At 47.1% G+C, this 21,838-nt stretch carries 18 protein-coding genes; 9 read left to right on the top strand and 9 right to left on the bottom strand.

Features of this window, described 5'->3' with window-relative positions; translation table 11 throughout:
- Positions 1-330 precede the first annotated feature (330 nt).
- From OXH39_24440 to OXH39_24430, 3 genes are all read left to right on the top strand, one after another.
- Positions 331-717, top strand: coding sequence for a restriction endonuclease subunit S (locus OXH39_24440; protein MCY3553616.1), 387 nt, complete (start codon positions 331-333; stop codon positions 715-717).
- A 96-nt stretch (positions 718-813) separates the two neighbouring features.
- Positions 814-2,649: a TIR domain-containing protein gene (locus OXH39_24435; protein ID MCY3553615.1), complete on the top strand. Its 1,836-nt coding sequence runs from the start codon at positions 814-816 to the stop codon at positions 2,647-2,649.
- Positions 2,627-4,144 (top strand): hypothetical protein, encoded by a 1,518-nt coding sequence (locus tag OXH39_24430; protein MCY3553614.1) that lies wholly within the window; start codon positions 2,627-2,629, stop codon positions 4,142-4,144. The genes OXH39_24435 and OXH39_24430 overlap by 23 nt, the downstream gene beginning before the upstream one ends.
- Before the next feature lie 169 nt (positions 4,145-4,313).
- Here OXH39_24430 and mutL read toward each other — a convergent pair whose 3' ends face one another.
- Positions 4,314-6,206 (bottom strand): DNA mismatch repair endonuclease MutL, encoded by a 1,893-nt coding sequence (gene mutL, locus OXH39_24425; protein ID MCY3553613.1) that lies wholly within the window; start codon positions 6,204-6,206, stop codon positions 4,314-4,316.
- Positions 6,207-6,281: 75 nt separating this feature from the next.
- The gene (locus tag OXH39_24420) at positions 6,282-8,372 is read right to left on the bottom strand and encodes a dipeptide ABC transporter ATP-binding protein (protein ID MCY3553612.1); all 2,091 of its coding nucleotides are present in this window, start codon (positions 8,370-8,372) and stop codon (positions 6,282-6,284) included.
- A 135-nt stretch (positions 8,373-8,507) separates the two neighbouring features.
- Here OXH39_24420 and OXH39_24415 point away from each other — a divergent pair, with 135 nt between their 5' ends.
- A complete protein-coding gene (locus tag OXH39_24415; GenBank protein MCY3553611.1) occupies positions 8,508-9,527 on the top strand; it encodes a dienelactone hydrolase family protein in 1,020 nt (339 codons plus the stop codon).
- A gap of 267 nt (positions 9,528-9,794) precedes the next feature.
- Here the strand turns inward: OXH39_24415 and OXH39_24410 are convergent, their stop codons facing one another.
- The 7 genes from OXH39_24410 to OXH39_24380 all read right to left on the bottom strand — a co-directional run bounded on the left by OXH39_24410 (position 9,795) and on the right by OXH39_24380 (position 16,587).
- Positions 9,795-10,103 carry a helix-turn-helix transcriptional regulator gene (locus OXH39_24410; GenBank protein MCY3553610.1) on the bottom strand — a complete coding sequence of 103 codons (309 nt, stop codon included), beginning with the start codon at positions 10,101-10,103 and terminating at the stop codon, positions 9,795-9,797.
- A gap of 140 nt (positions 10,104-10,243) precedes the next feature.
- Complete coding sequence (lysA, locus tag OXH39_24405; GenBank protein ID MCY3553609.1) at positions 10,244-11,488, bottom strand: diaminopimelate decarboxylase; 1,245 nt, start codon at positions 11,486-11,488, stop codon at positions 10,244-10,246.
- A 7-nt stretch (positions 11,489-11,495) separates the two neighbouring features.
- Complete coding sequence (locus OXH39_24400; GenBank protein ID MCY3553608.1) at positions 11,496-11,909, bottom strand: aspartyl protease; 414 nt, start codon at positions 11,907-11,909, stop codon at positions 11,496-11,498.
- Positions 11,910-12,060: 151 nt separating this feature from the next.
- The gene (locus OXH39_24395; protein MCY3553607.1) at positions 12,061-13,206 is read right to left on the bottom strand and encodes a mandelate racemase/muconate lactonizing enzyme family protein; all 1,146 of its coding nucleotides are present in this window, start codon (positions 13,204-13,206) and stop codon (positions 12,061-12,063) included.
- 106 nt (positions 13,207-13,312) lie between these two features.
- Complete coding sequence (locus OXH39_24390; protein MCY3553606.1) at positions 13,313-14,680, bottom strand: sulfatase-like hydrolase/transferase; 1,368 nt, start codon at positions 14,678-14,680, stop codon at positions 13,313-13,315.
- A 193-nt stretch (positions 14,681-14,873) separates the two neighbouring features.
- Complete coding sequence (locus OXH39_24385; protein MCY3553605.1) at positions 14,874-15,791, bottom strand: formylglycine-generating enzyme family protein; 918 nt, start codon at positions 15,789-15,791, stop codon at positions 14,874-14,876.
- Positions 15,792-15,801: 10 nt separating this feature from the next.
- Positions 15,802-16,587 carry a LamG domain-containing protein gene (locus OXH39_24380; GenBank protein ID MCY3553604.1) on the bottom strand — a complete coding sequence of 262 codons (786 nt, stop codon included), beginning with the start codon at positions 16,585-16,587 and terminating at the stop codon, positions 15,802-15,804.
- 416 nt (positions 16,588-17,003) lie between these two features.
- On the opposite strand from OXH39_24380, the gene OXH39_24375 reads away from it, so the two are divergent.
- The 5 genes from OXH39_24375 to OXH39_24355 all read left to right on the top strand — a co-directional run.
- Positions 17,004-18,026: an amino acid ABC transporter substrate-binding protein gene (locus OXH39_24375; GenBank protein ID MCY3553603.1), complete on the top strand. Its 1,023-nt coding sequence runs from the start codon at positions 17,004-17,006 to the stop codon at positions 18,024-18,026.
- A 196-nt stretch (positions 18,027-18,222) separates the two neighbouring features.
- Positions 18,223-19,407: an ABC transporter permease subunit gene (locus OXH39_24370; GenBank protein ID MCY3553602.1), complete on the top strand. Its 1,185-nt coding sequence runs from the start codon at positions 18,223-18,225 to the stop codon at positions 19,405-19,407.
- Between the two features lie 119 nt (positions 19,408-19,526).
- A complete protein-coding gene (locus OXH39_24365) occupies positions 19,527-20,708 on the top strand; it encodes an amino acid ABC transporter permease (protein ID MCY3553601.1) in 1,182 nt (393 codons plus the stop codon).
- A gap of 102 nt (positions 20,709-20,810) precedes the next feature.
- Positions 20,811-21,533 (top strand): amino acid ABC transporter ATP-binding protein, encoded by a 723-nt coding sequence (locus OXH39_24360; GenBank protein MCY3553600.1) that lies wholly within the window; start codon positions 20,811-20,813, stop codon positions 21,531-21,533.
- A gap of 21 nt (positions 21,534-21,554) precedes the next feature.
- The coding region (locus OXH39_24355) for a BrnT family toxin (protein MCY3553599.1) at positions 21,555-21,838 on the top strand (284 nt) is incomplete at its 3' end.

Raw genomic sequence — 21,838 nt, 5'->3', positions numbered from 1 at the left:
ATGTGCTGAGAATGTGCTTGCTGGTTTGGAGGCGAAGGGGATTATTGAAGACGACCACGTGCTTTGATGATTGTTTGAGGACCGGACCTGAGAAAAAATTACCCGATTAAATACTTAAACCTCATTAGGGGCGACATCTCTATAGAACGTTCCCATCCCGCGATCAAACCCCGTAGGAGTTTTGCTTGCGTATTTCTTCAACATCTGTCCAACATATCAGCAAATTTTTGACTCGACAAACAGCCCCAGAGTATCTACAGCTGACCTATCTCTATGCAAGGCGATCGAAGAAGCAAAGGGATATACAAGATTTAGAGACAACGACCTGATTTGGGCAAAAATCACGCCGTGTATGGAAAATGGAAGTCTGCTGTTGTTGATAATTTGAAAGAAGGTATCGGATGCGGTTCGACAGAGTTTCACGTCTTTCGCGCGTTAGAAGGGATAAACATCCGCTATATCCATGCCCTGTTACACCTGAAATCTCTACGGGAACATGCTGCACTACATTTCACAGGTTCTGCTGGACAGCAAAGGGTTTCAAGTGAATTCTTTAAGGAGTTAATCATTCCAAAGCCATCAATTGAAAAGCAGGCTGAAATCGCTGATTATATCACCAGTACTCGCAATCGTGCTAAACAACTGCGACAAGAAGCCGATACTGTTGTGGGACAGGCGAAAGAGAGAGTCGAGCGAATTTTGTTGGCAGAAGGCTAAAATTAAATCACCTTGAAAAACCAATAGAGATTAGGTTATCATATTAAATAGTTCAGTTTCATAACCAGCATAGAAATTAGGGTGATTTAAAAGAAAATGGCAGTAAATCCAACAATTTCTTGTCTCCAAGAAGTCACAGATCATTTTGAATTTGAGCGACTTTGCAGTGCCTTAATGTCACTGGAAGGTTACAGTTCTATTGAACCCCTTGGTGGTTCCCAGGATAAAGGACGGGATGCCATTTACGTTAATGCGTCTAATCAAACAACGATATTTGCCTACAGTGTGAATAAAGGCTGGAGAGTGAAACTTACTGAAGATGCAGAAAAGGTCCATAAGCACGGTCACGCGTGTAACCAATTTGTTTTTATCACCACATCTAAAATCACAGCCCCTCAACGAGACGAGGCAGTCGCTTACATTAAAAACGAATTTGGCTGGCAATTGCAACTTCACGGTATTGAGCGTTTGCGAATTCTGCTTGACGTGAAGCATCCCCAGATTAAGAAACAACACCCAGGTATTTTTCATCCAGAATTTCTCGCGGCTCAAGATAGGATTGGTAACTCAACAAATCAAGATCATCTTTTCATTAGTGCTGTTGACGAGGATGGAGTATTTGCAGATTGGTTAACTAGGAAATTGACCGCAGAAGGATATCTCGTTTGGTATGAACGTTTCCAATTACTTGGTGGTGAAACTTTTCCTGATGATATCGATGATGCAATTAAAAATCAAACTTTCAGGTTTATTGGTCTGTATTCGCGGGCATCCATGAAAGACCTTGAAGTAACACGGCAAAGATTACTTGCCCTAAACGTCGGGAGTGAGCGGGATCAAGATTTCCTTATACCCTTAAATGTGGATGGTATAGATCAAACACAGTTGGATCAGGTTACGAGAACCTTAAAGTTTATCCCATTTCAGGACAATTGGGCTGAGGGACTGAAGCAATTACTGAAAAAACTGAAATCTATTGACTGTCCGCTATCATTGCCTAACGGGAAATTCATTGCCGCAGAAGCCTTTTTGGGCAACGATGTTCGGTCAGACGAAAAAGAAACTCTTTTCTCAAACTGTTTTCGAGTTCATCAAATCCCAAAGGTAATTTACCGCTTCAAATCACAGAAAGCAATTGAAAAAGAAAAATTGGATAAACTCAAGTCGGAATGGAGTTATAGGGAAATCGATCCATATACTTTTCTGAGCTTTCATAACCCTCCCGCTTCAATCATCAAGGAGTATGGTATGACCAAAAAGGGTGAGAAAGGAGGGGACTTATGGCGCGAAGTGAAGAAGCCGATATACAGAATTTGGCCATCTCACTTAGCATCAGAACTTATCCGAAAAGCATTAATTGTGAAATGTCATCAGAAAGGATTGAAGTACTGCCGCGAAACAGAACGACTCTACTTTCCTCGAGATCCCGATAAGAGCAATCGAATCAGTTTTACTCAACCTGACGGTAAAAAGGCTAATATAGCCGCCAGTGGAAAAAGAAAACACTTATCTGGAAGCGAATACCTATATTCTCTTGCTCCGGACTTTTTTGTCCGCCAAGATCTCTTTGATGATTTCACAGTTCTCGTTCGGATACGAGTTCGCCTTTCAGACACAAAAGGAAAACCTTTAAAAGGTCATCGTACGATTGTTTCACGACGAAAACATCTTTGCAAAAACTGGTGGAATAGAGATTGGCTTAACCGTACTCTGGCTGTCAGTCAGTTCCTGGCAGATGGAGATAAAATAACCATCGGTGAATCAGAAGAAACGCAAATTATTATTGATGCCACCCCGCTTTGTATGAATGTTCCAGTTGGCATTAACGAAGAAGTACTTGATGAACTTAGTCGAGAACGATCAGAATTGATCAGAAACTACGATGAATTTTCAGATGGAGATATTGGCGATGAGGGAATCGGAGATAACTGATTCAACCATAGTATTTGATGAACCAGAGTTAGAATTCCGCTACGGACAGCGTACGGCTGATCCGCGTGATGGGCTTGCACTCTTCGGTCCTTATGATGCTGATCTGCCTTCCAGACCTGGCAGACTATCTTATATTCTTATTGGAACGGATAAAGGAATCACTACCTTTAAAAAATGGGCGGATGCTATGAATCGTCCTGCCATTTTTGCCCCGAATGGAAATCAGAGACTTTGGCCTCCATTTCCGGGATTCGAAGCAGCATTTTGTTCGCCGTGGTCCAGCAAACCAGTTAGGTCTTATCAAATTGATCGGGACCGACTCATTGAAATCTCTCGTTACTCAGATAAATATGAACGGGTATTTGGAGTTGTAGACCATTACCTTGAACAACTTAGGAAAACAAGGAAACTTGATGAGAGTATTGGTGTAGCTATCTGTGTGGTGCCAGATGAGATTTGGCAGAATTGTCGCCCAGAGTCAAATGTTACTGATTCCATTCAACGTGCTTCTAATAATACAATAGAGCGAAGAAGAGCTGGACAACTTGAATTTATTGCTAATTTTGATGAAGAACAGTATAAACTGTTTCCTGATTTTCGGCGACAGTTTAAAGCGCGCGCAATGCAATACGGAATCCCTTTGCAAATTCTGCGTGAATCCACATTAAGATTAACAGATCATAATGTATTCGGAGAACGCAGTCTTACCCCACTTTCGGACCGTATGTGGAACATCGGAACTGCGCTTTATTACAAATGTGGCCGAAAACCTTGGAGACTTGTTACCGCTCGTGATGGTGTTTGCTACATCGGTATTGCCTTTCGCCGAGCTGTCACACCAGAAAAAGGAGAAACCGCCTGCTGTGCTGCACAAATGTTTCTTGATACCGGAGATGGCATAGTTTTTCTTGGTGAGTATGGACCGTGGTATTCATTGGAAGCTAAGCAATTTCACTTAAGTAAGTCCGCTGCACACAACCTTTTACGTGGTATTTTAGAGACGTACAAAGAACTTGAAGGTAAGGAACTTAAGGAGATTTTCTTGCATTCACGATCTGATATTAGTAAGAGTGAATTTTCTGGCTATCAAGACGCATGTCCAAAGGATACTAAACTTGTTGGTGTAAGAGTACGTACAGATCGTCTACGTACGCCAAGATTATTCCGGTCAGGCAACATGCCAGTTCTTAGAGGAACATTCTGGAAAACCAACAACAAATCAGGTTTATTGTGGGGAAGTGGATTTAAGCCACGAATTGCGACCTATGACGGATGGGAAACACCTATTCCCTTACGTATTGATATTCAACATGGAGAAGCACCGATAGAAAGAGTCGCACAGGACATTTTTGGTTTAACAAAATTGAACTATAATGCGTGTCATCTTGGGGAATCTCAACCTGTAACCGTAGGTTTTTCCGACGCTGTCGGGGAAATCTTGATTTCAAATCCTACTGTCTCCGATCGTAAACCGAATTTTAAATATTACATATAACCATTTTAAAGAGATTATCCAGCAACTTGATTGCCATATAGAGATTTTTTGGAAACATCAGCAATCGCCCTCCCGCTAGCACTCAATGACCTCTTCCTGTGTCAAATCTATTTTTGGAACCTTGCATATCACCAATAAGAGTGATCTCCGAATCTTTGTTATTTTTAGATTATCGGTGAAATCGGCGTTCCAATTCATCGCGTCCCATCTCGACAATAATAGGACGGGAGTGCGGACAATTGAACGGAAGCTTCGCCTCGGACAACTCCTTGATGAGGTTCGTCATCTCCTTCATATCCAATGTATCCCCTGCCTTGACCGCTGCCTTACACGCGAGCGTTACCAAGGCGTTGTCAATCGCTTCCGGGAGTTGGACCTCGGTATGCGGTTCTTCAGGAAGTTTGTCCAGCAGATCCGTAACGGTCTGCGAAGCGACACGGGTTGGTAGTGGCGATGGGATTGCCCGGACCAGAATAGTGTTGCCCCCGAATTCCTCCAAATCAAAACCGAGTTTCTTGAAGATGTCGCCGTGGATTTTGAGAACACCAAGCTGCTGCGGTGTGGCTTCCACAGTGACCGGCAGCAGCAATCCCTGTACAGGGATACCATCGGTTTTTAACTGGTTGACGAAGCGTTCATAAAGCACACGCTCGGCGGCAACGTGCTGGTCAATGAAAAAGATTTTATCGTCCGCTTCAGCGACAATATAAGTCTTAAAGAGGTTCGCTTTGAGTTGGACATTCTCAAAGTCGAGGAGGCTGAGATTCACACCTTCAGGAATCTGTTGCTGTGGGGGTTGCACGACGACTTCAGTGGGTGTAGACGGAACTTGCGCTTCCGAAGAAGTGTCGGGAGCCTCAGTCTCTTGTCCGATGTCGCCTGGTTCCTGTGTCGGGACAGGCGGTGTTTGCCCGCGCTGTGTTTGTGCTGTAGGCGTTGTGGCAACTCGCCTCCCCCCAATCGGGGTTGTGGACCTCGGTGTAGAAACTCGTTGTGATAAATCGGCATCTCGGCTTTCAGTATCCTCTTCAGATGGGGACTGTTCAGTGGAAGTTTCGATTTTGGGGATATACTTCGCTTTATGGAGGGCGTTGCGAATCATACGGACGACACCACTATAAATCGTCCGCTCGTTCCGAAAGCGTACCTCGATTTTAGCGGGATGCACATTGACATCAACTGCTTCAGGTTCAAGCGTTAGGAAAAGCAGCGCAACGGGCTGCCGATCCTTAGCGACCATTGCGTCAAGTGCCTCCGTCAACGCTGCGCCAATGATACGACTGCGAATCGGACGCTGATTGAGGAAAAAGAGTTGATACTCCCGGTTCGGCTTCGTAAATTCAGGTTTTCCGAGCAAACCGTAAATTTTCAGGTCGGGCAGCTCCTCCGTAAACTCGATGAGGTTCTCAGCGAACTCTCTGCCGTAGAGGAGACGCACCCGCTCAAGATATGAATCGCAGGCGCGGACATCAAGAATTGATCTGCCGTTGTGCGTCAATGAAAAATGGATTTTCGGATGCGCCAGCGCAGCCCACGTTACCTGATTCGTGACATGATTCATCTCTGTGGTATCGGTTTTCAGAAACTTCAGGCGCGCAGGAACATTGTAAAACAGGTTGTTAACAGACATGTGGGTGCCGGGAGAGCATCCGCTCTCTTGGACAGAACGAAAAACACCACCCTCAACGTCCACCTTCGTTCCTTCAAGTGCGTCAGCCGTACGGGTGAGGAGTTCAAATTGTGAGACCGAGGCAATACTTGCCAGAGCCTCGCCACGGAACCCAAAGGTTTGAATAGATTCAAGGTCTTCAATACGGTCTACCTTGCTCGTTGCATGGCGTTCTAAGGCGAGGAGTGCATCCTCGCGTTCCATGCCGCCACCATTATCGGAGACGCGGATGAGGCGTTTTCCACCTGCACGGATCTCGACGCGGATAGAGGTGCTGCCTGCGTCCAGTGCGTTTTCAATGAGTTCCTTGACGACTGAGGCAGGACGCTCGACGACCTCACCTGCGGCGATTTTATTGGCAACATCTGCGGAGAGTATTTTAATCTTTGGCATATTTTTTATCAGTGATTAGTTGTCAGTTAAAGAAATTCTTGGATAAACAAAGCACCTCTTGTTACCGATAACCGACTACCGATAACCATCTCGATACAAGTAACAGTTGCATGTATGCGTCTGCGTGAAACTGGTTTCATCCGGATATTCGTCTTTACACATCGGCATTACTTCCGGGCACCGCGGATGAAAATAACACCCAGTCGGGCGATTGATTGGGGACGGCACATCACCCTCCAACTGAATTTTTTCAACGCCGGTCTTCTCATCCATCTTCGGGACGGCGGAAAGGAGCGCACGCGTATAAGGATGTTTGGGCGAATCGAAAATCTCCTCTGTTGTTCCACGCTCAACGATCCTACCGAGATACATTACTGCCACCTCATCCGCGAAGTACTCAACGACGGAAAGGTTATGTGTAATGAAGAGATAAGTCAGATTAAAATCGGATTGCAGCGATTTAAGGAGATTCAGTATTTGCGCTTGCACGGATACATCGAGTGCACTGGTCGCCTCGTCACAGACGATGAACTCTGGATCGACAGCAAGACATCGCGCGATACCGATGCGCTGCCTCTGACCGCCAGAGAACTCATGCGGATAGCGGTTCACCATATCTGGCGATAGACCCACGCGCTGCATCAATTCTGCAACCCGATCATGGCGTTCATCAGCGGACTCACCGATGTTGTGTGCCTGCATTCCTTCCTGAATAATAGCCCCCACCATCATCCGGGGATTGAGAGACGCATAAGGGTCCTGAAAGATAATCTGCATCCGTTTCCGATAGGGATGCATAAGTTCCCGCGTCGCAGTTGCGATGTTAGTACCGTCATAGACGAGATCACCCTTAACAGGCACGCCTAATCGGAGGATGGCTTTGCCGAACGAAGTCTTGCCGGATCCCGATTCACCAACAAGTGCAAGCGTTTTGCCGCGTGGAATCTCAAGTGTAACGTTGTCAACAGCATAAACATAACCGACGGTGCGTTTGAAGATGCCCTTCTGAATGGGGTAGTGAACACACAAATCCTTTACCTGAAGTTGCGGCTGTGCCGTTGTCGGTTGTGTCGAAGAATCCACATTTTTTGAGTCAATTTCTGTTTCGAGTTCAAGCCTTGCAGCCGAAGTCTTTATAGCATGCTTTTGTACAGCAAGTTTTCGGTTTGCAAGCTGCACCGAAAAGGGCGGTTCAGGATTGTAGAGATGACAGGCGACGTTGTGCGCACCACCGTTAACGGTATGCAGCGTTGGGGCAATACTTTCGCACCCATCCATAACCTTTGGACAGCGATCAGCAAATCGACATCCATCATTGTATTCGGTCGCTTTCGGCACTCTGCCGGTAATTGTGTGTAATTGCGTCCCCCGTTTATCCCGTGCGGGTGTCGATTCCAGGAGTTTCACTGTGTAGGGGTGTTGTGGAGTTTCGTAGAGTTGCTTCCATGTCCCCATCTCGGCAATCTTTCCAGCATACATAACAGCAACACGATCAGCGATATTAGCAACAACACCCAAGTCGTGTGTAATCAATAGGACTGCCATCTGCAACTCCTGCTGGAGTCGCTGGATGAGTTCAAGGATCTGTGCCTGTATGGTGACATCCAGGGCGGTTGTGGGTTCATCAGCGATGAGAAGCCCTGGGCGACAGGAGAGTGCCATCGCAATCATGACACGCTGTTTCATGCCACCGGACATCTGGTGCGGGTATTCATCGTAACGGGCAGCAGGTTCCGGAATACCGACGAGGTCGAGCATCTCGATCGCAGCATTTCTTGCAGCAGCGCCGCGTAGGTTTTGGTGTTGTTGGATTGCCTCTGAAATCTGGTTGCCGATGGTGAAAACTGGGTTGAGACTCGTCATCGGTTCTTGGAACACCATGGCGATGTCGTTGCCCTGAATTTTCCGTTTATCAACTTCAGACAGGCGTGTGATGTCCTGCCTTTTGTAATAGATAGCACCGTCCGCGATGAATCCAGCAGGTTGCGCGACGAGTTGAATCACGGAGAGTGCGGTGACGCTTTTACCACAACCCGACTCTCCGACGAGTGCGAAAATCTCGTTCGGTTTGATGTCGAAAGAGATGCCGTCAACCGCACGGGCAAGCCCTTCCGGCGTGCGGAAGTAGGTTTTGAGGTTTTGGACGCTGAGCAATGCATCGTTCATAAAGTTACTTTAACATGGAAACTTATGAAAGTCAAGGTGAATTCTGGTCGTTGTTTGGGTTGAATTTGCAATCAGAAACTTCTCGTGCTAAAATAGTCCGAACTGGTATGAAACAGAAAACTATAGGAGGCATAGATGATGGCAGTACAACGTTTTTTGACAGCTGAGCAAAGCACGGAACAACTTTTGAAAGCAACACCACCCCTCCATTTCAATGGGACGACAAAAACGGAATGGCAAGAGTGGCGAAAGAGATTTCGACGTAATCTCGCTAAAGACCTGGGCCCCTCGCCAGAAGCGATACCGTTGGAAGTTGAAACTTTGGAACAGACACAGTATGACGGCTACACACGGGAAAAGATTATCTTCAATCCAGATCCATTTTCTTCGATTCCAGCGTACGTCTTAATCCCGGAAGGTGCAAGTGCAGAAAACCCGGCACCAGCAGTCTTATGCGCACATGGACACGGGATCGGTAAAGATGGCGCAGTCGGCATTGTAGAGGATTATCAGAAACAGTATGCTGTAGAATTGGCGAAGCGAGGTTTCGTTACAATCGCACCAGATTGGCGATGCTTCGGCGAACGGAAGGATCGGGATGAGTGGGTCCGTCGCCCGGGTCGCGATGGTTGCAACGTCGCCTATCTTGCATTCGGTTACTTCGGCTATCAACTGCTGCAACTCAATGTCTCAGATGGGAAACGCTGTTTGGACTATCTCCAATCGCGTCCTGAAGTCGATAGTCGTCGCTTGGGATGCATGGGGTGTTCGTTCGGTGGCACGATGACGACTTATATTTCTGCCGTAGACCAACGCGTGAAAGCGGCTGTTATCGTTTGTTACCTTAGCACATTGACGGACGCATTGAATGACCGCGGGCGTGGGAATACGTGTGGTTCACAATTTATGTTCGGACTGAGAAAAGCAGGGGACATCGCGGAAGTAGCGGGATTGATAGCACCGAGGGCGTGTATGGTGCAGATCGGTTCCGACGATATGTGTTTTATTGAGGAAGATGCGCTACAAGCATTCAAACAGGTAGAGAAAATCTACGCGGCATCAGGGCAAGGCGATCGGTTGATACTAGATCATTTTCAGGGTGAACATGAGATTGATTTAGAAGCGGGGATTGCGTTTTTAGAAGAACGCTTGTAATACCATCTCTAATTAATGCTTTTCAAGATGCATGTAGCATAAACTTTTAGTTTGTGCCTATTGCATATCCTTTCAGAAAAGTCGTAAATGTAATATTTACTTTCAGAAATGGTATAAGAGCATGCGATACTATCTAATGCATTGCTGGTAGGGAACGCCAGCGTGTCGCAAGGCACGTCCCTACCACAACCGGCTGGAGATGGGAAGCAATATCTATGCCTTGCCATGATTGAAGCATACCCTGAGCTAAACAGCAACCACCCGCTGCTATCCTTCTCTATCTTCTGAAGGAATAATCCGAATCTCAATATCGCGATTCAACTGATTAAGAAACCGCATCAATCGCTCAACGCTGTAGTCAGAAAGTTTAGCGGCTTTAAGACGAGAAACTTCAACGTCTTTAATGCCAAGTAGTTTCGCCGCCTCGACCTGAGTTAACTTACGGTCCTTCAGAATGCGGAAAATCTCAGCTCCCAACTGCGCTTTTAGGAGTTCTTTCTCTGAAACATCATCAGAAAAACCCAAATCCTTGAAAATATTTCCGCTGCCTTCTTCAACCTTAATGTTCCTGCTCATAATCCTTTCTTCACTTCTCTTTTGAATCACCAATCCACTGAACGTTTCTTGGGGTTGTTATCTCTTGATCCATATCCTATTGTAACGCATTAACTTATGTTTTCGCAAGTCCAAAGTCATCAACTACCCACGACTAAAGACTAACACACGTCGAAAAGACGCAGATAATCGTCAAGGGTCTCAACACGACGGATACAGGTGAAACTATCACCGTCAACGAGATATTCAGGGGGACGCATCTTCAGATTGTAATTGGAGCTCATCGCGTGGCAATAGGCACCCGAATCGCAAACGACAAGTCCAGCACCCTCATGCGGTGTAGGAAGCGCACGTTCTTTACCCAAGAAATCTGCGGATTCACAGACGGGACCGACAACATCGTAAGTTTCAACTGCCCCATCAATCGGTTCAATAAACTGGATATGCTGATAGGTATCATAGAGACTTGGTCGGATCAGTTCGGACATACTGCCATCAGTGACGATGAAATGCTTGTTACCGTTGGTTTTTACACCCGTAACACGGTTGACAAACACGGAGGCATTACCGACAAGAGAACGCCCCGGTTCAATAATGAGTGTGATGTTCTCAGGCAGCAGGTCGCGGATGGAATCAATGAGATCGGAAGGTGTCGGAATCTCCTCGCCAGTGCGTTCATAGTCGATGCCCAATCCACCACCGATATTGAGATAACGTGGAGAGAAGCCCTCGGCTTGAATCGCACGCATGAAGGCGATCATGATTTCAGTGGCATCTCGGAAGATTTGGATCTTCTTAATTGTCGAACCCAAATGGCAGTGAACACCCACCAAATTTAGCAGATTGTCCTTGCGGATTTCGCTTAGAAACCAATTAAGCCGCTCATTGCGGATGCCAAACTTGGAATTTTTCATGCCAGTGGAGACATACGGATGCACCTGTGGATCCACATCTGGATTGATGCGGATAAGCACATTCGCTGGCGTGTCAAGATCTTTTGCTGTCTGCTGGATGTGTGCCAAATCAAATTCGCTGTCGATGTTAATGAGTACGCCGTGTTCAACAGCGAGGCTGAGTTCCTCAAGCGTTTTTCCGTTGCCGTTTAGGATGGTTCGTTTTAGGTCGAACCCTGCCGCGAGCGACATCTGCAATTCGTTCCCACTGACGAGGACTGCACCACTGCCGAGCGCGCTGAGGCGTTTAAGCAGGGCGAGGTTATTGTTTGCCTTAATCGCATAGCCGATAATCGAGTCGAGTCCGTCAAGTGCTTTCTGATATGCGGTGTAGTTCGTCTCAAGTTGTGCGAGACTGTAGAGGTAAAATGGACTGTAGGGCACCTGCTCTTGAATGTCTTTAACCTTCAATTCTTCGCAGTAGAGGTACCCGTCTTGATAGTGAAAACTCATAATATTTTTACCACGCCTCTTCAATCCAGTCGTTATCGTGGTCTGGATTATAGGTTAATCCTTTCCTAATATCTAAGCAGAGGTCCAATTGTTCTAAAACCATGTGTCCAACAAGAACCGGGGCACCTTCCGGCAGATCTGTTACTGGAAGTGTTCCCTTCCGCTCCAATACAGTGAATTCAACCGTTGAATAAATGATCCGGTCCACGATGCCAGCCGCGGTTCTCGCCTTTGCATTGCCGAAGGGTGTTAAACCGAGCTGTTCAATGATGGGTTTCGGTAAGCAGAGCCGCGTTGCCCCCGTATCCACGAGGGCATCTTCAACAGTGACACGGCGGACCTCCTCGGGAGTGATAACACCATTATCTGCTAAATTGAGGTCTGACAGGTTTACGAGTTCGATTGTTGTTGTATGTCTCATGTTCTTTCTCCTCAGAACTGCTGAATCAGGGAATATTTCAAAAGTATTGCGAGGTCATGTTTTTTGTTTTCAATGTTCCTATTTGAAAGGATACCATACAATGCTTCCGAAATTCAAGTTCCCTACACAAATCTCTCAATCACAGTTCTGACTAATACTCGCGCTTGTGCCAGTCATCTTCCCAGAGATTGAACGAACCTTCACGATAAGGGTGTTCGGCGATAAGCTCCTCATTCAACGTCATACCGAGTCCCGGTCCATTTGGCAGACTGAAATAACCGTCAATGACTTCGGGACACCCAGTGGCAGCCTCTTTAACCCACGCTTCTGAGAAATCATTGAAGTGTTCCTGAATTTTGAAGTTTGTGGTGCATGTAGCGAAATGCAAGGCAATCGCGGTAGAAACGGGGCCACCGACATTGTGCGGTGCGACCGTCATATAACACATATCCCCCATCGCTGCGATTTTCTTCGTCTCCAAAAAGCCGCCTGTTTGCGTAATATCGGGTTGCAGGATATCTGCTGCTTGTAAGTTAATCAACTCACGGTATTCATACTTATTGTGGAGTCGCTCACCTGTGGCGACAGGGAGGTTAATATGGTCGGCTGCTTTTGCGAGCGCAGCGATGTTATCGGGAGGCACAGGTTCTTCAACCCAACTCGGTTGGAATTTTTCCAATTCGGCGGCGATCTCAATCGCCATATACGGACTAAATCTACCGTGCATCTCAACGAGAATTTCGACATCCGGTCCGACAGCGTCACGTACTGCTTCAACGAGGGCAACAGATTTTAACTTCTCTTCATAAGAAAGCTCATAATAACCAGCACCGAAGGGATCAAATTTGAGTGCTCGGTAGCCTTTTTCAATCACCCTTTTGGCAGCAGCATGAAACTCTTCAGTTGTGCGCTCAACACGATACCAGCCGTTTGCATACGCCTTGATTTTATCACGACAAGCACCACCAAGCAAGCGATAGACCGGCTGATTCAGTGCTTTACCGACAATATCCCAGCACGCGATCTCAATGACGCTGATGCCGGTTGCGACGATTTCACCTGCGCGTCCGTAATCGTCCCGAAATAGGCGTTGGTAGAGGTCCTCCGTATTGAATGGATCGCTCCCAATGACATGCCGTTTCTTCGCACCATCAATGTAGGCAACAAGCGCATCGGTGCGGTTGTTCATCCGCACCTCACTGATACCGGTCAAGCCTTCATCAGTCTCAACTTTGACGAAGGTTAAATTACGCCAACTGGTCCCCATGACCAAGGTCTTAACATCTGTAATTTTCATATTTTAAATTCGGGTCCTTTGCTCATCTGTCTGAACCGGGATTCATGAATTATCTGACTTACATCACACGAATCAATAAATCACAGAAATCATAGTTCTGACTTTTTTAACTGTTCGCTTCTGCTTCAGAGACGCTGCGTTGTCCGCTTCTTTGTGTCGGTGCCGGTTCAACTGTCGGTGCCTCTTCGCCCGCCTCCAACATCCGCCGAATAAGCCGTTCCCGCATCACCGCTGTTACAGGTTCATGCGATTGCAATCCAACAAGGTTCCGCAACTCGTAGGGATCCGCTTGAAGGTCGTAGAGATATTGCTCAACATATCGATCGGATCCGGCATCACTGCCGCCGTTCTTATTCGGAGCATCCACACCGTATTTCCAGCGTTGGGTACGAACAGCACGTCCGACCTGCGCCTCACTAATTTGGACGAAAACCTCCTCTGGCCAGTCATCTGTTTCCCCGCGCACCAGCGGCAGAATAGACCTACCTTGCATTTCAGAGGGAACTTCCAAACCCGCGGCATCAAGGAGCGTCGGAGGAAGATCTACGAGGCTAACCAATTCTTGTATTTGCCCACCACCTATGAACTCAACTCCGTGGAACGCAGTCGGTACACGGATAGAACTTTCATGGCATGAGCGTTTGTATTCACCATTCCGTGTTTTGAAGTGACATCCGTGATCAGAAGTAAAGAGGATAATAGTATTATCGAGGAGGTGGAGGCTCTTGAGTGCATCTAAAAGTCTGCCGAGTGCCTCGTCCAGTCTTTTCACCATACCGTAGTAGCCGCCTAAGTGCTGGTGCGTCGAGCCACCGAGCGCGGCAAGATCCGGTGGTATCCATTTCCCTGCGTACCGCTCTCGATACCCATCAGGCGGTGGATAATCGTCCAGGTGGTTTTGGTGATGCGGTTCAATGTATGACGTAAAGAGGTAAAAAGGTTCGTTTTGATGCCGGTCAACGTAACGAATCACCGCATCGGTCAACGCATCAACGCGATAGCCGGGGAGATCAACAGGTTGATTATCGTTACCATAAAGTGTTGTTTGATACGCATCAGAAGTGAACTCGAGGACGTTGGACGCTAACCAGTAGTCATATCCGCCTCGGTGCTCAGCGGGTACAGGTCCTGGTCCAGTGCCGCCGCTATAGAGATGCCATTTGCCGATGTACCCAGTGGCATAACCCGCTTCACCGAAGTGGTGTGCGAGGGTCTTGAGGTTCGGCGATAAAGGGATACCGTTTCGGAAACATCCCGTACGTGTCGCATATAATCCCGTTTGTAAACATGAGCGCGCGGGACCGCAGACAGGTTGGCAGGTAAAAGATCGGTGGACATGCGTTCCACGTTGCGCCATCTGGTCAAAGTTGGGGGTCAGATCGAGCGGATTGCCGTGTAATCCAGAAGTGTCCCACCGCTGCTGGTCGGTGAAAAAGACGATAACATTCGGTTGATTTGCATCAGTTTGTGGCATATTTTCCTTCCTCTCTGTTCAAGTTTGGCTATATCATTTTAAGGAATTTTTCGATGAGTGTCAAGTGGAAAATGGAGATTCAAGAGTGGACACTACAATATGGAATGAATAATTATAGGAAGGAAAGTGCAGCAAAAGGGAAAGAATTGTTCATCAAAAATTACTGGCAGAAATCAATCCCACGCTTTCAGACTTAAGGTGCATCCTTCGCGCACCGAAATCCAACGACATTCAGACTATTGTTCGGATAATCACTGATCCGTTCAGCATTCCGTATCGTGTGTACCGCACGATACCACGTTCCACCACGCAAAACACGCCGTTTACCGGTGTCAGGTCCCTTCGGATTCCGGAGTGGACTTTCCGCACTTTGCACGTCGCTGTAGTAGGTCGTGCTGTACCAATCCGCACACCACTCCCATACATTTCCCGCCATATCAAACAAACCGTAACCGTTGGGTTGAAACATGCCAACAGGTGCGGTAAAAAGGTATCCGTCATTTACGTCTGGACTCCGCCACTCAAATTCCGTTTGGCTGTCGGCAAAGTTGGCAGTCGTGTCATTCGGTTCAGCGTTGCCCCAAGAGTAGCGCGTCCCTTCCAAGCCACCGCGCGCTGCCTTTTCCCATTCTGCCTCTGTCGGTAACCGTTTACCTGCCCATTCGCAGTAGGCAGCAGCATCAAACCATGTCACTGTTGTGACGGGTTGGTCTGGATGATTGAAATCCGGGTCGTTCCACGGCTCGTAACCGTGTTTGAGAAGTTCATAGACAGCGGTATAGCCAATTCCTCGTGGCGGAGGATATCCAGTAACAGTAACAAACACCCGATACTCGGCGTTTGTTACTTCATGCTGGTCGATATAAAACGCATCAAGTTCCACCATGTGCACAGGTGCTTCATCAACATCGCCGGTGGTACTCCCCATTTGAAAGGTGCCCGCGGGGATTAGGACCATACCTTCGGGTGGTTGCGCCACTTCTTCTTCGACTTCGGAACAGGCAAGACAGAGAAAAACAAGGGCGAAATGGAGCAAACACCGTATCGAGTATCCGTGTTGCGCTCCACTCCGCCCTTCTTCTGTATTAGAAACTGTTTTGACAGCAACCATAGATGTCAGATTATCGTTCCGCCTTGACCTTGCCCCAGACGGTTGTCAGTTTTCCACGCGCCTCAACATCAAGTGCCTCATCAATGTTGCCGCTCGCTTCCTTAACCTGATCCTCATCCAAAGCGACCGAAAATACTGCGATTTCATCAAGTAAACCGTTGTACCAATGACCACTTCCACCTCGATGACCGAGCCGCAAATCTTGATCTCCAGCAACCAATTTGCCCCCATGCGGTGCTTCATTTATTAGATCGCCGTCAATATAAATTTTGGCATCTTTGCCATCGTAGGTACAGACACAGTGGGTCCATTTTTCAGATTCGGTCGTACCGGCTCCAGAATTCATCACCTTATGGGCACCCTCAGCACCTACAGAGAGTGTAAAGTAGAAGTAGCGGCTGCCACGGTTAACAAAGAGTCCGTAGTTCTCCCACGGTCCACCTTGTGACCCGTTTGCCATTATACACAACCAGCCGTTCCCAGGCGCATCGTTCCAGTTTACCCAAGCGGAAATTGTAACTTCATCTGCAATTGAGAGCGACTTTGAATTCTTAATCAGTACGTGGTTATCTCCGCCTTCAAATTCCATTGCGTCGCCGTACTTTCCCTTGCCCTTCGCAACGGATGCTTTCATAATCGTACCATCATTCCCGTGCTCTGAACCGTCCATAACTTTGTTGCCCTGAATGTCATCAAAAGACATATAGAGAGCGAGCTTATCAAGGGGCAGTTCTGCCCACGTCGCCACCGGTAATAGGCAACAGAGTAAGACGATTACGCTTATCGTTAATTTCATCTGTTACGCCTCCTTGTGTTGACTTAATTCACATTTTAGCAAATTTCCGAACAGATGTCAAGTAGAAAATTACGAAACCGAAGAACTGAATGACTTCGCTCTCCTCAATTAATTCGCTTGACAACATAGGAAGGGTTTGGTAAAATGTAGAGTATAATATCCGCTCTCCCGCTATTCTATTTCAAAAGAGCGGCACAAATAAAATTGTTAACAACGAGAACAGACCTTAATCAAGGTCCTTCATTATGGTAGATCCCGTAATTACTTATACACCCTTAGGAGAAGAGTCGGGACTCGGAATTCCCTCCTACAGGGTTCATGAAGCAGGGTACGTTTTTTCAAAATGTAAACTTATTTTCGGATTCTACTATAAACGATCTCTGCGACAGAGGTCACACTAAAAAGAGAGGATTTTTGTGCGTAAATTTTTGTTTCGCGTTTCCGCGTTAGTTTTAGCGATTTCATTGATAACACCTCTACTCGCAAGAGGCGAAGAGAGTGTATTGGATAGAGTGAAAAATAGAGGACGGTTGATCTGTGGTGTGAACAAAGAATTGCCCGGTTTCGGTTACCTCAGCCAGGATGGTACATGGAAAGGCTTTGACGTAGATTACGGCAGAGCGATTGCCGCTGCTGTTTTGGGTGATCCGGACAAAGTTGAGTTTCGTCCGCTAAAGGCTGCTGATCGATTTCCCGCCCTTCAGACAGGTGAAATAGATGTTTTAATCCGCAACACCACTTGGACGTTGACCCGTGATACCGACTTAGGTGCTGACTTCGCGCCGCCAACCTTTTATGACGGTCAAGGTTTTATGCTCCGCAAGGATCTCGGTATAACTTCGCTCAAGGAGTTGGCAGGTGCCACGATCGGTGTCACCGCTGGTAGCACGACTGAGTTAAACCTCGCCGACACCACCCGTGCCTTAGGGATCGAAGTTGAGTCTATTGTTTTTGAGGAAACTGAGACGCTTTACCAGAGTTACGATCAGGGGCGTTGCGATGCGGTAACAAGCGACAAGTCGCAATTAGTCTCTCGCCGCCAATCCTTAAAAAATCCAGACGACCATATTATTCTTGACGTAACCATTTCCAAGGAACCTTTAGGTCCTGTTACCGTCCACGGAGATAACAAGTGGAATGATGTCGTAAGTTGGGTTGTTTACGCCACGTTCTTTGCCGAAGAACACGGCATTATGCAAGCCAACGTCAACACCTTTGAAACAGAGAACCCTGAAATCAAGCGTTTCTTGGGTATAGATGAGAGTGCAGGTATGGGCAAAAAACTCGGTCTGCCGAAAGACTGGGCGCGTCAAGTGATCGCTGCTGTCGGCAACTATGGCGAGATTTTTGAACGTAACCTGACCCCACTGGGTCTGCCGCGTGGTGTCAACAAACCGTGGACGCAGGGTGGTTTACTTTACGCGATACCGTTTCGATAGAACGAAGTCGCATGCTAACTATACCAACCCAAGTTGCTACCTAATAAGTCTCGGATGTTTAAGCATGGATTTTTCCCCGTACCCCGTAGGGGTAGGTCTTGTACCTACCCCGTACCTTCTGGCAAAAAGTGTGACCAAGTGTTCAAACCCATGAAATGTAAGGGGCGTTTCCCAGTGACGTTTCGACAGAAAAAAGATGGAAAATAATTCACATACAGTTGTATCGGGAAAAATCCCTTTTTGGCGAGATGTCCGAGTTTTGCGGATCCTGCTTCAGGTTCTCTTCTTGTTCGGTGTAATCCTGTTGTTAGCAATCCTTTACAAGAACATGTTAGAGGGGCTCCGCGGGCTTGGGCTGACGCTGAACCTCAATTTCCTCCAAGATGAAGCCGGGTTTGACATTTCAGAGGGTATCCCTTATGACCCCTCGGATACCTATCTGAAAGCGTTCTGGGTTGGGATCCTGAACACCCTCAGAGTCAGTATCATAGGGATTGTCTGTGCTACACTTATCGGACTCCTTTTCGGCATTGCTCGCCTGTCGAGCAACTGGTTAATCCGAACGATAGCCACTGTCTATGTGGAATGTTTCCGTAACATTCCGCTTTTGCTCCAGATTCTATTTTGGTATACCGCCGTAGTCGCACAACTTCCCAAGGTCAAGGAAAGTATCTCGCTTTTCAAAGGTGTGGTCATTAATAACCGAGGCATATATCTACCTTCGCCTGAACCGACACCAGGACTGAAAATTTGGCTATGGTTTCTCGGTGCAGGTTTACTCCTTGGGGTGATTCTCTATATTGTGCGGTGGCGGCAACTTCAACAATTAGATCGCCCTGGCTTTCGCGCAAAATGGGCACTTCCTGCGTTCCTTATCGTTTCACTCTGTGGATGGTTTTTCACACCGGGCAGCCCCTTTACACTCGATTTACCAACACTGCAAGGTTTCAACTATCAAGGCGGGATACGTTTTACACCGGAGTTCTCTGCCCTTTTAATTGCACTCTCCATATATACAAGCGCATTCATTGCCGAAATCGTGAGAAGTGGTATACAATCAGTCGTCAAGGGGCAAAAAGAAGCCGCGAGAGCGGTTGGTTTAAATGACTCACAGACCTTACGCTTGGTTGTTCTACCGCAGGCTGTTCCTATTATCGTGCCGCCGCTCACAAGTCAGTACCTGAACCTCGCGAAGAACTCAAGTTTAGCGGTTGCAATCGCTTTCCCTGATCTGGTTTATGCAGGAAATACTATGATGACTCAGACGGGGCAATCCATTCCTGTTTTCGCGATGATCATGGTCAGTTATCTGGTGATGAGTTTGACGACATCGGCAGCTATGAATTGGTATAACCGTCGGATTACTCGAATTGGTCGATAACTGAAGAATAGTTATCAGCTATCGATTGTCAGTCATCAGTAAAAGAGGTGTCCGCTTATCCCATAATCTCTTAACTGAGTACTGATAACTGATAACTAATTAGAAAGGCATATTACACAGTGGAAGAACGAGAGCTCACACAAGAAATTAAACCACCCGCCAACACAAAAGGCGCAGCGCGATGGCTCAAGGACAATTTATTTAATACTTGGTACAACGTGTTCTTGACTTGCTTGGCTCTTGTGCTCCTATTCTTTGCTTTTAAAGGGCTTCTGACTTGGGCGTTTACCGAAGCGGAATGGGATGTGATCCCAGCGAATTTTCGGCTCTTTATGGTCGGGTCTTACCCACAAGAACAGATATGGCGCGTATGGAACGCGATTTATATTTTAAGTGTGCTCATAGGTTTAAGTGCTGGGCTCTGGGGTGGTTTGGTACGCCGATTTGCTGTTGTTCTCAGTGGGGTTTGGTTTATCAGTGCGCTTCTCCCTTTTGAATTCTCAACGCGAGGATGGCTTTTAGGCGCGATCGCTATGATAGCGGTTTCGTTCTTCCTTGGACGTGGCAGAACAGGTTTGCGACCTTGGATTTTGGGAGCGTGGATACTCTCTTTCCCAGTAATCATGGTGGTGTTACGTGGGTTCGGGGAGAATGGTGTTCTGACAAGCAATTGGGGCGGACTGCTTCTCACATTGATCTTAGCGGTTGTAGGTATCGTCGTTTCTTTCCCACTTGGCGTATTTTTAGCACTCTGCCGTCAGAGCAATCTCCCTGCTATCCGATGGGTTTCAACGACTTACATTGAGACCGTTCGCGGGGTGCCGTTGATAACAATCCTATTCATGGGCAACGTCCTAATCCCGATATTCATGCCGGGGCTTGATATTAACCAAGTTTTACGGATGATGATCGGCATAACTCTCTTTTCCGCCGCCTACATGGCAGAGAATGTTCGTGGCGGACTTCAAGGGGTTCCAAGGGGCCAACATGAAGCCGCACAAGCCGTAGGACTTAACTATGTGCAGACGACGCTATTTATCGTCTTACCGCAAGCACTTCGGTCAGTTATCCCAGCGATTGTTGGACAATTCATTGCTTTATTTAAGGATACATCCCTCGTCGCTATCATCGGACTCATTGATCTCTTGGGTGTCTCTAAAAGCGTCATCGCTAATCTGGACTGGCTCGGACTGCAAGCGGAGGTCTATCTGTTCGCCGCAGTTATCTATTTTGTTTTCTGTTATGCGATCTCCTATGCCAGCCAAGACATTGAGACAGACTTGGGCGTTGGAAAGCACTAAAACTTGTAGAGTAGGGGCGAGGTTACCTCGCCCCTATAAGAACATCTAACAAGGAATCTAAAAATGGCAGAAAACGAAAACACGTCGAACGATCCAATTATTATGTGTGAGGATGTCCACAAATGGTTTGACGATTTCCATGTCCTCAAAGGGATTACCACCTCATTCCAAAAAGGCGAAAGGGCGGTAATCTGTGGTCCTTCTGGCTCAGGGAAGTCCACATTCATTCGGACACTGAACCGTCTGGAGGAGCATCAGCGCGGCACAATTATCATTGACGGGGTAGAACTCACCGACGATCTCCGCAACATCAACCTTATCCGTCAAGAAGTCGGTATGGTATTTCAACAGTTTAACCTGTTTCCGCATCTGACGAACTTGGAGAATATAACCTTAGGTCCGATCCGGGTCAGGAAACTGACGAAAAGCGAAGCAGAAGAGATCGCTTTATCGCTTTTAGAACGGGTGGATATTGCGGATCAAGCGTACAAGTATCCCGCAGAAATTTCGGGCGGTCAACAACAGCGCGTCGCAATCGCAAGAGCATTGGCGATGGAACCGAAGATTATGCTCTTTGACGAGCCGACGAGTGCCTTGGACCCTGAGATGATCTCGGAAGTATTAGACGTGATGCGCGAGCTTGCACACTCCGGCATGACGATGCTCGTTGTTACGCATGAAATGGGATTTGCTCGGGAAGTGGCGGATCGTGTCATGTTCTTTGATGAAGGTGTGGTTATAGAGGAAGCAGCACCCGCAGATTTCTTTGATAACCCACAGCACGAACGCACGAAACTTTTCATCTCACAGACGCTGCAACATTAGGGTTTAGTCCAGGAGTCACAGTTGCGATATAGTTTTGCATGGCATATTGAGAAAGAAAAGCAAAACAAGCAAAGGCACAGGATCTCTTTTGTACAAGCAACAACTGTTTTTCAAGATCCAAATCAAATTACCATTTTTGATGAAGATCATAGTGATACTGAAGATCGTTGGATAACTTTAGGTTTCGACAGAAACGGTATTTTACTTGTTGTTATACACACTACTGATGAAACTGAACACTACATGAATATCCGTATCATTTCTGCTCGTAAAGCGACTCGAGCCGAAACTAAACAATATGAGGA

This window comes from Candidatus Poribacteria bacterium, assembly GCA_026702755.1.
Taxonomy (GTDB): Bacteria; Poribacteria; WGA-4E; order WGA-4E; family WGA-3G; genus WGA-3G.
The sequence above is the reverse complement of the archived record's forward strand: the minus strand, read 5'-3'. Positions and strand labels throughout refer to the sequence as shown.